The organism is Pseudomonas sp. 2822-17, from assembly GCF_002742485.1.
Lineage (GTDB): Bacteria > Pseudomonadota > Gammaproteobacteria > Pseudomonadales > Pseudomonadaceae > Aquipseudomonas > Aquipseudomonas cyclaminis.
In genome coordinates this window covers 227,016-241,789 of record NZ_LJRZ01000926.1, presented here as the reverse complement: position 1 = coordinate 241,789, position 14,774 = coordinate 227,016, and the positions used below count along the sequence as shown (strand labels likewise).

Annotated in this window: 16 protein-coding genes, 1 tRNA gene and 1 pseudogene; 13 read left to right on the top strand and 5 right to left on the bottom strand. The window is 57.6% G+C overall.

Annotated elements, in window-relative coordinates:
- Positions 1-166 precede the first annotated feature (166 nt).
- From rpoE to AOA60_RS30950, 4 genes are all read left to right on the top strand, one after another.
- Positions 167-748: an RNA polymerase sigma factor RpoE gene (rpoE, locus tag AOA60_RS30965; RefSeq protein ID WP_003172477.1), complete on the top strand. Its 582-nt coding sequence runs from the start codon at positions 167-169 to the stop codon at positions 746-748.
- Positions 749-780: 32 nt separating this feature from the next.
- Positions 781-1,368, top strand: a complete 588-nt coding sequence (locus AOA60_RS30960) for a sigma-E factor negative regulatory protein (protein WP_099587499.1) — start codon at positions 781-783, stop codon at positions 1,366-1,368.
- A 16-nt stretch (positions 1,369-1,384) separates the two neighbouring features.
- The gene (locus AOA60_RS30955) at positions 1,385-2,347 is read left to right on the top strand and encodes a MucB/RseB C-terminal domain-containing protein (protein WP_099587498.1); all 963 of its coding nucleotides are present in this window, start codon (positions 1,385-1,387) and stop codon (positions 2,345-2,347) included.
- 234 nt (positions 2,348-2,581) lie between these two features.
- Entirely contained in the window at positions 2,582-4,021 is a 1,440-nt protein-coding gene (locus AOA60_RS30950; RefSeq protein ID WP_099587497.1) for a DegQ family serine endoprotease, read from the top strand.
- 67 nt (positions 4,022-4,088) lie between these two features.
- On the opposite strand, the gene AOA60_RS30945 is transcribed toward AOA60_RS30950, so the two are convergent.
- Entirely contained in the window at positions 4,089-5,522 is a 1,434-nt protein-coding gene (locus AOA60_RS30945; RefSeq protein WP_099587496.1) for a M48 family metalloprotease, read from the bottom strand.
- Between the two features lie 95 nt (positions 5,523-5,617).
- Here AOA60_RS30945 and AOA60_RS30940 point away from each other — a divergent pair, with 95 nt between their 5' ends.
- Positions 5,618-5,857: a sulfurtransferase TusA family protein gene (locus AOA60_RS30940; protein ID WP_010212198.1), complete on the top strand. Its 240-nt coding sequence runs from the start codon at positions 5,618-5,620 to the stop codon at positions 5,855-5,857.
- A gap of 30 nt (positions 5,858-5,887) precedes the next feature.
- Positions 5,888-6,958 (top strand): AI-2E family transporter, encoded by a 1,071-nt coding sequence (locus AOA60_RS30935; RefSeq protein ID WP_027604314.1) that lies wholly within the window; start codon positions 5,888-5,890, stop codon positions 6,956-6,958.
- Between the two features lie 135 nt (positions 6,959-7,093).
- Here the strand turns inward: AOA60_RS30935 and AOA60_RS30930 are convergent, their stop codons facing one another.
- Positions 7,094-7,564: a peroxiredoxin gene (locus AOA60_RS30930; protein WP_099587495.1), complete on the bottom strand. Its 471-nt coding sequence runs from the start codon at positions 7,562-7,564 to the stop codon at positions 7,094-7,096.
- 10 nt (positions 7,565-7,574) lie between these two features.
- A complete protein-coding gene (locus AOA60_RS30925; RefSeq protein WP_003172487.1) occupies positions 7,575-8,135 on the bottom strand; it encodes a glycine cleavage system protein R in 561 nt (186 codons plus the stop codon).
- A 272-nt stretch (positions 8,136-8,407) separates the two neighbouring features.
- Between AOA60_RS30925 and dapA the strand changes: the two genes are divergently transcribed.
- The 5 genes from dapA to AOA60_RS30900 all read left to right on the top strand — a co-directional run bounded on the left by dapA (position 8,408) and on the right by AOA60_RS30900 (position 12,096).
- Positions 8,408-9,286 carry a 4-hydroxy-tetrahydrodipicolinate synthase gene (dapA, locus tag AOA60_RS30920; protein ID WP_099587494.1) on the top strand — a complete coding sequence of 293 codons (879 nt, stop codon included), beginning with the start codon at positions 8,408-8,410 and terminating at the stop codon, positions 9,284-9,286.
- Between the two features lie 17 nt (positions 9,287-9,303).
- Positions 9,304-10,419 (top strand): outer membrane protein assembly factor BamC, encoded by a 1,116-nt coding sequence (bamC, locus tag AOA60_RS30915; RefSeq protein ID WP_099587493.1) that lies wholly within the window; start codon positions 9,304-9,306, stop codon positions 10,417-10,419.
- Between the two features lie 4 nt (positions 10,420-10,423).
- A complete protein-coding gene (locus tag AOA60_RS30910; RefSeq protein WP_099587492.1) occupies positions 10,424-11,182 on the top strand; it encodes an MBL fold metallo-hydrolase in 759 nt (252 codons plus the stop codon).
- Positions 11,183-11,209: 27 nt separating this feature from the next.
- The gene (purC, locus tag AOA60_RS30905) at positions 11,210-11,923 is read left to right on the top strand and encodes a phosphoribosylaminoimidazolesuccinocarboxamide synthase (protein ID WP_017736329.1); all 714 of its coding nucleotides are present in this window, start codon (positions 11,210-11,212) and stop codon (positions 11,921-11,923) included.
- An 83-nt stretch (positions 11,924-12,006) separates the two neighbouring features.
- Positions 12,007-12,096 (top strand) — tRNA-Ser (locus AOA60_RS30900).
- Positions 12,097-12,180: 84 nt separating this feature from the next.
- Here AOA60_RS30900 and AOA60_RS30895 read toward each other — a convergent pair.
- A complete protein-coding gene (locus tag AOA60_RS30895) occupies positions 12,181-12,372 on the bottom strand; it encodes a DUF1508 domain-containing protein (protein ID WP_099587491.1) in 192 nt (63 codons plus the stop codon).
- Positions 12,373-12,591: 219 nt separating this feature from the next.
- Here AOA60_RS30895 and AOA60_RS30890 point away from each other — a divergent pair, with 219 nt between their 5' ends.
- Together AOA60_RS30890 and AOA60_RS32475 are read left to right on the top strand one after the other, a co-directional pair.
- Positions 12,592-13,461 carry a hypothetical protein gene (locus AOA60_RS30890; RefSeq protein WP_099587490.1) on the top strand — a complete coding sequence of 290 codons (870 nt, stop codon included), beginning with the start codon at positions 12,592-12,594 and terminating at the stop codon, positions 13,459-13,461.
- A 131-nt stretch (positions 13,462-13,592) separates the two neighbouring features.
- A complete protein-coding gene (locus tag AOA60_RS32475) occupies positions 13,593-14,057 on the top strand; it encodes a hypothetical protein (RefSeq protein ID WP_143522606.1) in 465 nt (154 codons plus the stop codon).
- 466 nt (positions 14,058-14,523) lie between these two features.
- Here the strand turns inward: AOA60_RS32475 and AOA60_RS34110 are convergent.
- Positions 14,524-14,688, bottom strand: a pseudogene (locus AOA60_RS34110) (recombinase family protein); the annotation flags it as partial.
- Between the last annotated feature and the right edge of the window lie 86 nt (positions 14,689-14,774).

Below are 14,774 nucleotides of genomic sequence, written 5' to 3'. Positions count from 1 at the left end.
TTCGCGCAGCCGGCGTTACCCGCGCTGCGTTTTTCGTGCGTGCCAAATCAGTGCATGCCGGAAACTTGCTTGAGGGGGGAGAACTTTTGCGAAAAGTCCGAGTCTATGTTTGCAAGCCTGATCGTTTAGTTATGCAAGCCTCCTTCAAGTACAACGAGGAGTGTTCATGCTAACCCAGGAAGAGGATCAGCAGCTGGTCGAGCGCGTTCAACGCGGCGACAAGCGAGCATTTGATCTGCTAGTGCTGAAATACCAGCACAAAATTCTCGGGTTGATCGTGCGGTTTGTGCACGACACCCATGAAGCGCAGGACGTTGCACAAGAGGCCTTTATCAAGGCCTACCGTGCACTGGGCAATTTCCGCGGTGACAGTGCGTTTTACACGTGGCTGTACCGCATCGCCATCAACACGGCGAAGAACTATCTGGTGTCTCGCGGACGCCGCCCACCGGATAGTGATGTTAGTTCGGAAGATGCAGAATTTTACGATGGTGATCACGGCCTCAAAGATCTCGAGTCGCCGGAGCGTGCATTGCTGCGCGACGAGATTGAAGGCACCGTCCATCGCACTATTCAGCAATTGCCAGAAGATTTGCGTACAGCGTTAACTTTACGTGAATTCGATGGTCTGAGTTACGAAGACATTGCGAGCGTCATGCAGTGTCCGGTGGGGACTGTAAGGTCACGGATTTTCCGGGCCCGGGAAGCCATCGATAAAGCCTTGCAACCGTTGTTGCAAGAGAACTAAAGACAGCGGCGACAGCCAAGAGAGGAACCGCCATGAGTCGTGATGCCCTGCAGGAATCGCTGTCCGCAGTGATGGATAACGAAGCGGATGAACTGGAACTTCGTCGAGTGCTCAACGCATTTGATGATGCCGAAACCCGTGATACCTGGTCTCGTTACCAAGTCGCTCGGGCGGTGATGCACAAGGATCTTCTAATCCCTCGTCTGGATATTGCTGCGGCCGTTTCTGCTGCGCTGGCCGATGAAGCCGTTCCGGCAAAAGCTGCTCGTGGTCCTTGGCGTAGCCTCGGTCGCCTGGCAGTCGCTGCCTCGGTGACAGTTGCAGTGCTTGCCGGTGTTCGCCTGTACAACCAGGACGATATCGCTGGTGCCGAACTGGCCCAACAGACTCAGCAACCGGTCATGGCCGGTCCGCAAGTCAAAGGCCCAGCAGTACTGGCAGGCTACAAGGAAAGCTCGGACACCACCGGTCCTATGGCCAACGGTGTACTTCAAGGGCAATCCGGCTGGCAAGACCAGCGTCTTCCAGGTTACCTGCGCCAACACGCACAGGAATCGGCCCTGAAAGGCACTGAAAGCGCTCTGCCATACGCTCGCGCTGCAAGCCTGGAAAACCGCTAAACCGCTAGGGAGCATTATGCGCGCCATACCGCTCCTTACGCTGTTGCTCAGTGGTTGGTTTGCACTACCCGCCCATGCCGATGAAGCCCAAGACTGGCTTACTCGACTTGGGCGTGCCGAGCAGAAACAAAGCTTTGAAGGTACGTTCGTCTACGAGCGTAACGGCAGTTTTTCCACCCATGACATCTGGCATCGCGTCCAGAATGGTCAGGTCCGCGAGCGGCTTTTGCAGCTTGATGGTTCTGCACAGGAAGTTGTGCGAGTGGATGGTCATACCCGATGTGTCAGCGGCACGCTGGTCGCCGGCCTTGGCAATTCGCCTGATGCCCCTTCGCGCTCCCTTGATCCGCAAAAACTCAATCAATTCTATGAGCTGGCCGTCATCGGAAAATCCCGCGTGGCCGGTCGTAATGCAGTCATTGTGTCGATCGCGCCGCGTGATCAATACCGTTATGGGTTTGAACTTCACCTGGATCGTGAGACCGCACTGCCACTTAAGTCCTTGTTGCTGAACGATCAAGGTCAGTTGCTGGAGCGCTTTCAGTTCACCCGCCTGGATACGTCCACCGCGCCCAGTGATCGAGACTTGCAGCCCAGCACCGAGTGCACATCGATTGCCGTCGCCGACACAAAGGCGCCAGAAGTCGAGCCCACCGAGGCTTGGCACTTGGAGTGGTTGCCACCGGGTTTTCAGTTGGCCAATAGCAGTGCGCGTAAGGATCCCCATACCAAAGTCACGGTCGACAGTCTGATGTATGAAGATGGGCTGGCGCGCTTCTCGGTGTTTCTTGAACCGATCAGCGATGTGAGCGTGACCGAGACTCGCACCCAGTTAGGCCCTACGGTTGCAGTGTCCCGTCGTCTTAATACGGTGGACGGCGAAATGATGGTGACGGTCGTTGGTGAAATTCCTATCGGTACCGCCGAGCGTATCGCGCTGTCGGTGCGCGGTGAAAAAAAGGCCCCCACCCAGCCGTGAGTTGTTAATCCTATGTTCATCCGGCTCTTTCACTGTACGTTCATGCCAGGTTGGCTGCCGAGAGCATGAAATGTCTGGATCAGTATTTTCACTTGCAAAAATCCCCCATGTTTTTTATAGGTCAGGGCTTGTCGGCTCTGGCCTTGTTTTGTTCGCGGAACAAAAATGTCGGTCGCAGTTTTCGGCGTTTTTTGAACCCTGTCGCTCAACCCTGCTCGTCGTAACGGGAGCTGTATGTCGATACCACGTTTGAAATCCTACCTATCCATCGTCGCAACGGTGCTTGTACTGGGCCAGGCCGTGCCTGCGCAAGCGGTCGAGTTGCCTGATTTCACCCAATTGGTTGAGCAAGCCTCGCCAGCCGTAGTGAACATCAGCACCACGCAGAAACTGCCGGATCGCAAAGTGTCGAATCAGCAGATGCCTGACCTGGAAGGCCTGCCGCCGATGTTGCGCGAGTTCTTCGAGCGAGGCATGCCACAACCCCGCACGCCTCGTGGCGGCGGTGGCGGTCAGCGTGAAGCGCAGTCCCTGGGCTCGGGCTTCATCATTTCCCCTGATGGCTATATCCTCACCAACAACCACGTAATTGCCGACGCCGATGAGATTCTCGTGCGCCTGGCCGACCGTAGCGAGCTGAAAGCCAAGCTGGTGGGTACCGATCCTCGTTCCGACGTTGCACTGCTGAAGATCGAAGGCAAGGACCTGCCGGTGCTGAAACTGGGCAAATCCCAGGACCTGAAAGCTGGGCAGTGGGTTGTGGCCATCGGTTCGCCGTTTGGTTTTGACCACACTGTGACCCAGGGCATCGTCAGCGCCATTGGCCGCAGCCTGCCGAACGAAAACTACGTGCCGTTCATCCAGACCGACGTGCCGATCAATCCGGGTAACTCAGGTGGTCCGCTGTTCAACCTAGCCGGTGAAGTGGTGGGTATCAACTCGCAGATCTACACCCGTTCCGGCGGCTTCATGGGCGTGTCGTTCGCTATCCCGATCGACGTCGCCATGGATGTTTCCAACCAGCTGAAAAGCGGTGGCAAGGTCAGCCGTGGTTGGTTGGGCGTGGTGATCCAGGAAGTGAATAAAGACCTTGCTGAGTCCTTCGGTCTCGACAAACCGGCCGGCGCCCTGGTTGCACAGATCCAGGATGATGGCCCTGCCGCCAAAGGCGGGTTGCAAGTCGGCGACGTGATCCTGAGCATGAATGGCCAGCCGATTGTCATGTCGGCAGACCTGCCACATCTGGTAGGTGCACTGAAGGCGGGCAGCAAGGCCAAGCTGGAAGTGATTCGTGAGGGCAAGCGCCAGAACGTTGAGCTGACCGTAGGCGCCATCCCTGAAGAGGGTGCGACCCTGGACGCCCTGGGCAATAACAAGCCGGGTGTTGAGCGCAGCAGCAACCGCCTGGGCATCGCAGTGGTTGAGCTGACCGACGAGCAGAAGAAAACTTTCGACCTCAAGGGCGGCGTAGTGATCAAGGAAGTGCAGGATGGCCCCGCTGCCTTGATCGGCCTGCAGCCAGGCGACGTGATCACCCACCTGAACAATCAAGCAATCGACACCACCAAGCAGTTCACCGACATCGCCAAAGCGCTGCCGAAGAATCGCTCGGTGTCGATGCGTGTGCTGCGTCAGGGGCGTGCCAGCTTCATTACCTTCAAGCTGGCCGAGTAATCCGCTAAGCCAATAAAAAGCCCCGCCGTCGGTTAACGATGGCGGGGCTTTTTTATGGGTGATGGGTTTAGCCCATCATCCCTTTTACCAGACGTTCCTGTTCGATCAGTTCACGTTGGCGTGCGTCGATACGTGACGACAGCGGGAAGTTGCTGCCCGCGCGGCGCTTGGCGAAGTCCAATTGCTGAATCGCCTGCTGGAAGTCACCCACCAGGGCAAAGTATTCGGCGCGTGCTTGATGCAGGCCGATGATGTTGCCTGACAACCCACGGGTCTCGGCGACTTGATACCACACGTCTGGATCGTCTGGACGGGACTTGAGCAAGCCATCCAAGGCCTTTTCCGCGTCGGCTGTACGATTCTGTTTCAGCAGCAAGTCGACCCGGATCTGATTCAGTGGGTAGTTGCCAGGGTATTGGGTCAACATCCGATCGGTGCGTTGCTGGGCATCGGGCAGATGGCTGTTGTCTATATCCAGCTGGATCTGCGCCAGGTTGTACGTGATGTCATTGGGTGCCTTGGCCAACAAGGGCTGCAGGCTCTCTCGCGCCAGCTTGAACTGTGAGGCCTTGATTTGGGCGATGGCCAAGCCATAGCGCGCCACATCGTTTTTCGGGTTCTCGTCCAGTTGCGCCTGGAAGCGCTTGGCGGCGAGTCCCGAGGTGTCCTCATATTGCAGCTGCACCCGTGCGCGGATCAGTTGGTAGCGCAGGCTGTCCTCCTTGCCACCGGGCTTGGATTGCTCTGCGCGGTTACGGGTGTCGGCGATCCGCGATTCGGTGACCGGGTGCGTCAGCAGGAATTCCGGTGGCTTGGCGTCGAAGCGGTATTGGCGTCCCAAACGCTCGAACATCGTCGGCATGGAGCGCGGGTCGTAACCGGCTTTCTCCAGGTTGACGATGCCGATACGGTCCGCCTCTTGTTCATTCTGCCGAGAAAACCGCCGTTGTTCCTGGATCGCCGCCGCCTGGGTGCCGGCAATCGCAGCAATGCCCGCATCGCCTGCGCCGGCGGCTGCCGCGATGATGCCGCCAAGCAGGGCAGCCATCATCGGGATTTGCATGCGCTGTTGTGCTTCAACACCCCGGGCGAAGTGACGTTGGGACAAGTGAGCCAATTCGTGGGCCAGCACCGAGGCGTATTCGCCTTCGGTCTGGGCGTTGAGAAACAGGCCGCCGTTCACGCCGACGATGCCGCCTGGCGCGGCAAAAGCGTTGAGCTGCGGGCTGTTGATCAGGATGAACTCCAGGCGTCGGTCGTTCACCTGGCTGGTTTCTACCAGCTTGTACACGCTGGTTTCGACGTAATCCTTGAGTTGCGGGTCGTTCAGTTGGGAAACCTGCCCGCGCAGATAAGCCAGCCAGGCACGGCCCAATTGAAATTCCTGTTGTGGCGAGACAATGGCAGAACTGGCGTCGCCAAGCGACGGCAGGTCGTCAGCAAAGCCCGGAGAGGCCAGCAGGCAAGCCAGCGTCAGCAGGGTAGGGCGCAAAAAAGTCATGCACAGAGCCTTTGGACAAAGAGGTTACTGTAGCCGGACACTGAGCGTCGGACCAGATATTCTAAGCGCCCCGAACGCTTGCCCGGAGTAAACCCATGACCGACGCTGTAGCCTTTGATGCCGAGCTTGACGCCAGCGGCCTCAATTGCCCGTTGCCTTTGCTGAAGGCCAAGCTGGAATTGAATCGATTGGCCAGCGGTGCTGTGCTCAAGGTGATCGCCACGGACGCAGGCTCCCAGCGCGATTTCCGCACCTTTGCCAAACTGGCCGGCCACACCCTGCTGCATGAAGAAGATGCCGCCGGTGTTTACCGTTACTGGTTGCGCAAGGCCTGAGCCGCTGCCCCTACCAACCGAGGTTGATTGATGTTCAAAGTGTTACGAGACTGGATCCAGCGCTACTTCTCTGATGAAGAGGCTGTGGTGCTGGCCGTCCTGCTGTTCCTGGCCTTTACTGCCGTGCTCACCCTGGGCGGCATGCTGGCGCCCGTACTCGCGGGGATGGTGCTGGCTTACCTGATGCAGGGCCTGGTCACTACCCTTGAACGCTTGCGCTTGCCGGGTGGTGCGGCGGTGGGGCTGGTATTTGCCTTGTTCATGGGCCTGCTGGTGGTGTTTGTCGTAGTGGTGTTGCCGCTGCTGTGGCATCAACTGATTACGCTGTTCAATGAGCTGCCGGGCATGCTTGCCAAGTGGCAGTCGCTGTTGCTGCTGTTACCGGAGCGCTACCCGCATCTGGTGTCGGATGAGCAGGTGTTGCAGGCTATCGAAGTGGCGCGCGGCGAAATCGGAAAATTCGGGCAATGGGCGCTGACGTTTTCCCTGTCCAGTCTGCCGCTGCTGGTCAACATCATGATCTACCTGGTGCTCGTTCCGATCCTGGTGTTCTTCTTCCTCAAGGACCGCGCAATGATCGGACGCTGGGTGAGTGGCTACCTGCCGCGTGAGCGAGCGCTGATCACGCGGGTGGCCGAGGAGATGAACCGCCAGATCGCCAACTACATTCGTGGCAAAGTCATTGAAATCATCATCTGCGGCGGCGTTACCTACATCGCCTTTATTGCCCTGGACCTGAATTACGCGGCCCTGCTGGCATTGCTGGTCGGTATTTCAGTGGTGGTGCCGTATGTCGGCGCGGTGGTGGTGACGGTGCCGGTGACACTGATTGCGCTGTTCCAGTGGGGCTGGAGTGACCAGTTCATCTACTTGATGGCGGTGTACGGGATCATCCAGACACTGGATGGCAACGTGCTCGTGCCGCTGCTGTTCTCGGAGGCGGTCAACCTGCACCCAGTGGCGATCATCTGCGCGGTGTTGTTGTTTGGCGGGTTGTGGGGATTCTGGGGAGTGTTCTTTGCGATTCCCCTGGCAACGCTGTTCAAGGCGGTGCTGGATGCATGGCCACGGCAGGAGCCCGTTGTTGCGCCATTATTGTAGTGAGCGGGCTTGCCCCGCGCTGGGCTGCGGAGCAGCCCCGATAAAAAACGCCGCGTTCTTACAGAAAGAACGCGGCGTTTGGTTTTAGGGTTGCTACGCAGCCCAGCGCGGGGCAAGCCCGCTCACAACAATAAGTCAGCTGTTCAGAGTCTGTGCTGCTGCCAATACGGCATCCACATGCCCAGGCACTTTCACCCCACGCCATTCCTGACGCAGCACGCCATTCTTGTCGATGAGGAAGGTGCTGCGATCCACGCCAAGGTATTCCTTGCCATACAGCTTTTTGAGTTTGATCACATCAAACAGCTGGCAGACCGCTTCGTCCTTGTCGCTGATCAGCTCAAAGGGGAATTCCTGCTTGCCCTTGAAGTTCTCGTGGGACTTCACGCTGTCGCGCGACACGCCAAACACTTCGGTGTTGGCCGCCTTGAACGCCGCGTATTGGTCACGAAAACCCTGGCCTTCGGTCGTGCAGCCCGGAGTGCTGTCCTTCGGATAGAAGTAGATCACCACCTGCTTGCCCTTGAGGGCGGCAAGGCTGAAGGTCTGGCCACTGGTGGCCTGGGCTTCGAAGTCGGCTACGGGTTGGTCGATGACTACTGCCATGGGTACTTCCTTACATTGGGTTCTGTGGGCGCCATGGTTCGATCAACGCGTCTAGGTTCAGGGCGTCGGCGAAATCCAGGAACTGGTCGCGAAGCCAACTGATCTGCACACCGGCCGGCAAGGTCACGGTAAAGGTGGCGTTGAGCATGGTGCCGCCGGTTTGCGGGGCCTGGTAGGTGTCACAGGTCAGGTTTTCCAGTTCGACGTTGTGGTCGATAAAGAACTGGCACAGCTCATTGACGATGTCCGAGCGGTAGGCTGAGCTGACGTAAGCGACGTATGGCAGCGCTTGCGGGCGATTTTCCAGCGCGGCGCTGCGCACAACATTGACGGTGAAGTCATGCTTCTTGGCCAGGCCCGGCAGGCCGGTTTCCAGGCGTGCCAGGGCGTCCCAGGTGCCGGAGATCTGCAGGACCAGCGCACTGCACTCGCCGTGGCGGGTCAGGCGGGAAGTCACGACGGCGCAGCGGTTTTCATGGCTGGCGCGGCACAGGACGTTGGTCAGCTCCATGGGGTTGGCGCCGAGGGCACTGATAACAAGGAATTGTTCGCGAACTGTGGGGGTGGACATGCAGCCTTCCTAAACGATGAGCGGTCGATACTCTGAGAGCCGTATCGATCAAAGCATGAAGGGTAGCGAAAAGCGCCGCCAAGGGATAGGAGGTGGCGTTTTCATTACGTGAACGGCGTGATTACACCCCGCTGTAACCCTTGCTTTCATCCAATGATGGCATTGCCCATCGTTTAGTTGCCCCATAACGCATCCTCACGCGGTACTTCGCTTGTACAAGCATCTTGGCGCCAGTACCATTACGGCTCTCTTTTTCCGGCAGGAGCGGTTGCATGATTGCGGGCAGTATGGTGGCACTGGTCACACCCATGGATGCACAAGGTCATCTCGACTGGGACAGCCTGGGCAAACTGGTGGACTTCCACCTGCAAGAAGGCACCAACGCCATTGTGGCGGTCGGCACCACAGGTGAATCGGCCACCCTCGATGTGGAAGAACACATTCAGGTGATCGAGTTCGTGGTCAAGCGTGTCGCGGGCCGTATTGCCGTCATTGCCGGTACGGGCGCCAACTCGACGCGTGAAGCGATCGAGCTGACCAAGAACGCCAAGAAGGCCGGCGCCGACGCTTGCCTGCTGGTAACCCCGTACTACAACAAGCCGACTCAGGAAGGCTTGTACCAGCACTTCAAAGCCATTGCCGAAGCTGTGCAGATCCCGCAGATCCTCTACAACGTACCGGGCCGCACCGCCTGCGACATGCAGGCCGCGACCGTGATCCGCCTGTCCACCGTGCCGAACATCATCGGCATCAAGGAAGCCACCGGCGACCTGCAGCGCGCCAAGGACATCCTGGCCGGCGTGAGCAGCGATTTTCTGGTGTATTCCGGTGACGACGCCACCGCTGTCGAGCTGATCCTGCTGGGCGGCAAGGGCAACATCTCCGTGACCGCCAACGTGGCCCCGCGCGCCATGAGCGATATGTGTGCCGCCGCCATTGCCGGCGATGCAGCCACTGCTCGTGCAATCCACGAGAAGCTGATGCCGCTCAACAAGACACTCTTTATCGAATCCAACCCTATTCCCGTGAAATGGGCGCTGTTCGAGATGGGCCTGATGCCGGACGGTATCCGTCTGCCGCTCACCCGCCTCAGCGAAGCCTGTCACGAACCGCTGCGACAGGCCCTGCGCCAGTCCGGCGTCCTGGTTTAATTGAGGAAGCACTACGCATGAAGCGATTGGCCGGACTTTCCGCACTTGCCTTGATTATCTCCAGCACCAGTGGCTGCGGTTGGATCTGGGGCCCGGAAGGCTACTTCCGTGACCGCGGCAGCGATTACCTGGAAGCACAAGCAACCAAACCGATGCAATTGCCGCCGGACGTCAACGTCGCCAAGCGCCTCGATCCGTTGCTGCCGATTCCACGCAACGTCGCCGACGACACCACTAAAGGTGAGTACGTGGTGCCACGTCCGCAGCCGATCTCGGCCGTGGCGGACGCCAGCGACTACAGCTTGCAGAAGAGCGGTGATTCCCGCTGGATCGTGGCTCAGCGCCCACCTGCCGAAGTCTGGCCAGTGGCCGTGCAGTTCTTCCAGGACAACGGTTTCCGTATTGACGAGCAGCGCCCGCAGACCGGTGAATTCACCACGGCATGGCAGCAAGGCAACGAGCTGTCCGCCACGATGGCCAAACGCTTGCAGGCCGGTGGTGTAGCCGCCGACAGTGAAGCCCGCGTGCGTGTGCGCATCGAGCCAGGCGTGCAGCGCAACACCAGTGAAGTCTACGTCGTGAGCGCCGAGCGTCCTGCCGGCAGCACGGCCAACGTCGACTTCACCAACCGCTCGGTCAACACCGGCGTTGACTCGGCGCTGGTCGACGAAATGCTGGCCAGCATGAGCCGTATCTCCGAGAAGGGCGGTTCCGTTTCCCTGCTCGCCGCCCGTGATTACGACACCCCGAGCCGCGTCAGCCTCACCGAGGACGGCAGCGGCAACGTGGTGCTGAACCTGGGCGAAGACCTGGATCGTGCCTGGGCCAGCGTCGGTCGCGCCCTGGAGCAGGGCCCTTGGCGTGTTGAAGACATCAACCGCAGCCTGGGCCTCTACTACATCAACGTGGCTGAAAAGGCCGAGCGTAAAGACGACGAGCCTGGTTTCTTCGGCAAGCTGTTCGGCAGCCAGCCGACCAAGGAAGAAATCGAGACCCGCGCCGAGCGTTATCAGGTTCGCTTGAGCAAGGTTGGCGAGACCGTGCAGGTCACCGTCGAGAAGAACATCAACACCGTTGCGCCAGCTGAAACAGCGCGCAAAGTGTTGGGTGTGATTCAGGACAACCTGGGCTGATCCGATGCGTTTTGCTGTTCTCGGTAGCGGTAGCCAAGGGAACGGCACGCTGGTCGCCCACGACGACACGTACGTATTGGTGGATTGTGGTTTCTCGTTAAAAGAAACCGAGCGGCGCCTGCTGCGCCTGGGGGTTCACCCCGCGCAGCTGAGCGCGATTCTGGTGACCCACGAACATGCCGACCACGTGCATGGCGTGGGTTTGCTGTCTCGGCGCTACAATCTTCCGGTGTACCTGAGTCGCGGCACCTTGCGCGGGATGCGCAAACCCATTGAACCCGCAGGTTTCCTGGCTGGCGGTGAGCAATTGCAAATCGGCGCCTTGAGCATCGATGTGATTGCCGTGGCGCACGACGCCCAGGAGCCGACGCAGTATGTATTCAGTGATGGCCAGCGGCGCTTCGGCGTGCTGACCGACTTGGGTTCCTACTGCGCGAAGGTGCTGGACGGTTACCGGAACCTCGATGCCTTGATGATCGAGTCCAACCACTGCCGAGACCTGCTGGCTCGCGGTCACTACCCCTACTTTCTCAAGCAGCGGGTGGGCGGCGAACTGGGACATTTGAACAACCATCAGGCGGCGTACCTGGTGTATGAGTTGGGCTGGCAAGACCTGCAACACCTGGTCCTGGCCCACCTGAGCAGCAAGAACAACCTGCCGACGCTTGCCCGGCAATGTTTTGTCGACACCCTCGGGTGCGACCCGGACTGGCTGCAACTGGCCGATCAAGATTCAGGGCTCGACTGGCGACATATCGCCTAGCCCACCTCACTCAAAGCGGAGCCCATCATGGAAAAACGTGAAGAACTCTACCGCGGCAAAGCCAAGTCGGTGTACAAGACCGACGACGCCAACCGCCTGATCCTGCTGTTTCGCAACGACACTTCGGCGTTCGACGGCAAGCGCATCGAACAACTTGATCGCAAAGGCATGGTGAACAACAAGTTCAACGCCTTCATCATGCAGAAACTCGAAGAGGCCGGTATTCCGACCCAATTCGACAAACTGCTGGGCGACAACGAGTGCCTGGTGAAGAAGCTGGACATGATCCCGGTCGAATGCGTCGTACGTAACTACGCCGCCGGCAGCCTGGTCAAGCGCCTGGGTGTGGAGGAGGGCCTCAAGCTCAATCCTTACACCTTCGAACTGTTCCTGAAAGACGACGCCAAGGGCGACCCGTTCATCAACGAGTCCCACGTCGTGGCATTCGGCTGGGGCACCGCTGAACAACTGGCCCGCATGAAAGAGTTGTCCCTCAAGGTCAACGACGTGCTGAACAAACTGTTCGACGACGCCGGCCTGCTGCTGGTCGACTTCAAACTGGAATTCGGCGTATTCCACGACGGCTCCATCGTCCTGGGCGACGAATTCAGCCCGGACGGCTGCCGCCTGTGGGACAAGGACACCAAGAAGAAGATGGACAAAGACCGCTTCCGCCAAGGCCTCGGTGACGTTATCGAAGCCTACGAAGAAGTCGCCAATCGTCTCGGCGTACCGCTGTAATCGACGCAAGCATCTGATAGCACGGAAAAAAATCGCTTCGGCGCTTTGCTTTCCTGATTCACGCTGTTATGATGCGCGCCGTTGGAGAGATGCCAGAGTGGCCGAATGGGACGGATTCGAAATCCGTTGTACCTTCACCGGTACCTAGGGTTCGAATCCCTATCTCTCCGCCATACAAATGAAAGCCCCGTAGATCAAGGTCTACGGGGTTTTTTTGTTTTCTGATTGTACTACTCTGTTGTACTACTGCCTGCTCGTTACTCAGTGTAGAAAATCGGCGAGGCAGTCGAGCCCTGCATGATCTGGATTGAGTGAGTGCAGTCGCTGCGAGCCACGTAACTCTCGCTGCTTCGGGCGATAGCCTTGGCGTTACTGGCGTAGTAAATCCAGTACCAGTGCCCCGAATTGTCTTTCTTCTCCCAATAGCATGGATATGTAACGTCTGCCATGTTGGTGTTTTCCTTCGCCCATTATTTGAGTCCGTAAGGTTAGCTGGGGTCGGGGGAATGGCAAGGTGCTACCACCATTCCTACATGGAAGCGTTCAGCTTTCAATGTGGATGCACGTCACAGCGGGGCACTCGCCAGCAGCATCCCTATCACCCTGCCGTGGCACCCGAATCTCGGCCAGCGTAAGCTCCTACTAACGGTAAGGGTGGATATGACGCGATGATCAAAGACTACTTGAGGGAAGAATTCGACAGGTTTGCTTCGAAGGTGGCGCAGTTGCATCAGCACAAGGCTCAAGTCAACAAGATATACACCGAGCAACACCAGTCGATCCAGAAGTTTCACGGCCAGCTTCCAGACTGGGCGCTTGAATCTCAATACGGGATCAAGCACTACTTTCATTTCAGGTCGCCATCAACCGGCGAAGACCTCTCGCATGATTCCCCGCCATTATCTCTGGAGGATCGGCTTGAGTTAAACGTGCTTCAGAAATTGAAAACTTATCAGTGGCTGCTTGTGGAAGCATACGAAGCCTTTGAAGACTTCCTTGAAAGGGCATACGCATACTGTGGCCTTGCTGGGATGAGCATATGGGTGCGTCCAGTCAAATGGAGTCACGAGGGTTCCAATGACATCAAGCACTACCACCAACTTCCTACACCCAAGGACCGGAAACCGTACGCACAGCTTCAGGCATTCCGGCGGGCGTCGAAGCATTTCGAGCGTTATGAATCCGATAACCCAACAGGGGCGAATTACCGGGTGATACTTGTGCTGATCGAGAAGTTGAGGCACTTCATCGTGCACGATGGAGGTTACTACAACGACGCCGGTACTCTCGCAGGCAAGGTACAGCGAGAATTGCCGGGCATGGACATAAAAAGCGTGATGGGGTTCGTGAACTCATTCTTCATACCACACGCCCACAGCCAGATTGTGGACTTGCTGGAATACCCAGCAGACCCTAAAGCTGATAAGCCGTTAGGCACGTTCCATGACCCGATGCTTGGGTTCTTCAGGAACCTCATTGAGTATGGCCTTCTGATTTTCGAAACGATCCAAATGCAGCGTGAAGCCGAAAAGCGATAAGAGGGTGACTTTATGGCGAAAACCACCGCCGCCCGGAGAGACCTTGCATTCTTCGAACTACTTCGAATTTGGCTAGCAGAAATAATGGCCGGGGCGGTAGTCGGTCTGAACACGCCTCAAGGATGCGCAGCTTGAAAACACTATTAGTGGTGGCATTGGTTGGGATGTTCTGTAGCGGATCGGTCGTCGCTGGCTTCACTGGCGGGAATGCTCTGCTCGCACAGTGCCAAGGCGTGCTTCCTTATGTGGCTGGCGACGAAATCAAGGGTGGCCCAACTATCGCTAAAGGAATGTGCGTAGGACTCGTTGAAGGTGTTCTGAAAACAATGCAGAGCTTGAATAGCCACCTTCCGAACGAGTTTAAAACATGCTTTCTTGAAAGGTCTGTAACAATAGGCGAGGCAGTACAGGCAGTAGTCGATTACTTGTGGACTACCGAACTCAGGGACACTGATGACGCTACTTTTAGCGATGTTTGCCATCCAAGATGCTTATCCCTGCAAGTGACATCGCATTTTTCAGGCGAAATCTCAAATCCCGCGCCGCGAGAGCCATGCACTTCAAGGCGTTCTCTGATACCGGTCAGGGAAAAATAATGGGTGGGGCTTGGCGTCTGGAAAACGGGGTTAAAGCGACACCCTCTTAACGCGAACACGGCTACTCTGCGTTAAAAGCTGAACGATTCTTAAATAAGAGACGGACACCGTACGCACGGCATGCCTTCTGTGGCTGCTCACAAGGTCGCTGGAGAGGCGATCAGGGGCAAGTTTTGGCTGTATAAGTTGTAATGGCGTTGCTCATTGGTGCTGTCAGGCGCTTGGTGATACAGCGTTGTGATTGCCTGAGCTGAGGACATTAGAAAGCCCGCGACATGGAGGACGGTATGATGTTCGTGTTGGAGGTCGTTTGTCGCTGTGGCCTGCTGTGTGATTTCGCACACTGGCGTGCATGACGGTGTGAGCTGAACCCCTTACAGGATGTGGCCTGTGGAGGTCTTACACTTCAATCTTGATTCCGGTATATGCGTACCTAGAGTGGGGTGAGGGTGAGTCTTTCAGGGCGTTAGGATTTATTCCAGTGCCGTTTGACTGTGGCAATACCAACCCCCAGTTCAGCGACTACCTTTGCCCGTGTCATATTTTTAGCCTTCAGGCGCTACACCGATGCAGTCGTGTCGGTTGCTTCTGGACGTCCTAGGTTCTTGCCTCCAACCTTGGCACGGGTCAGAGTCGGAAGGCAGCAGCCACAGCGGGAGCATTGTTGCCGGGGTGTGGCTGGTGGGGTTGCCTCCTATCTTTAAGCTCTTGAAATAT

Bases quoted from the DNA above. Each gene is read 5' to 3' on its own strand.
- dapA (WP_099587494.1), top strand. From the start codon at position 8,408: ATGATTGCGGGCAGTATGGTGGCACTGGTCACACCCATGGATGCACAA.
- AOA60_RS30930 (WP_099587495.1), bottom strand. From the start codon at position 7,564: ATGGCAGTAGTCATCGACCAACCCGTAGCCGACTTCGAAGCCCAGGCC.
- AOA60_RS30960 (WP_099587499.1), top strand. From the start codon at position 781: ATGAGTCGTGATGCCCTGCAGGAATCGCTGTCCGCAGTGATGGATAAC.
- AOA60_RS30890 (WP_099587490.1), top strand. From the start codon at position 12,592: ATGATCAAAGACTACTTGAGGGAAGAATTCGACAGGTTTGCTTCGAAG.
- AOA60_RS30950 (WP_099587497.1), top strand. From the start codon at position 2,582: ATGTCGATACCACGTTTGAAATCCTACCTATCCATCGTCGCAACGGTG.
- rpoE (WP_003172477.1), top strand. From the start codon at position 167: ATGCTAACCCAGGAAGAGGATCAGCAGCTGGTCGAGCGCGTTCAACGC.
- AOA60_RS30940 (WP_010212198.1), top strand. From the start codon at position 5,618: ATGACCGACGCTGTAGCCTTTGATGCCGAGCTTGACGCCAGCGGCCTC.
- AOA60_RS30895 (WP_099587491.1), bottom strand. From the start codon at position 12,372: ATGGCAGACGTTACATATCCATGCTATTGGGAGAAGAAAGACAATTCG.
- AOA60_RS30935 (WP_027604314.1), top strand. From the start codon at position 5,888: ATGTTCAAAGTGTTACGAGACTGGATCCAGCGCTACTTCTCTGATGAA.
- AOA60_RS30945 (WP_099587496.1), bottom strand. From the start codon at position 5,522: ATGACTTTTTTGCGCCCTACCCTGCTGACGCTGGCTTGCCTGCTGGCC.
- purC (WP_017736329.1), top strand. From the start codon at position 11,210: ATGGAAAAACGTGAAGAACTCTACCGCGGCAAAGCCAAGTCGGTGTAC.
- AOA60_RS30955 (WP_099587498.1), top strand. From the start codon at position 1,385: ATGCGCGCCATACCGCTCCTTACGCTGTTGCTCAGTGGTTGGTTTGCA.
- AOA60_RS30910 (WP_099587492.1), top strand. From the start codon at position 10,424: ATGCGTTTTGCTGTTCTCGGTAGCGGTAGCCAAGGGAACGGCACGCTG.
- AOA60_RS30925 (WP_003172487.1), bottom strand. From the start codon at position 8,135: ATGTCCACCCCCACAGTTCGCGAACAATTCCTTGTTATCAGTGCCCTC.
- bamC (WP_099587493.1), top strand. From the start codon at position 9,304: ATGAAGCGATTGGCCGGACTTTCCGCACTTGCCTTGATTATCTCCAGC.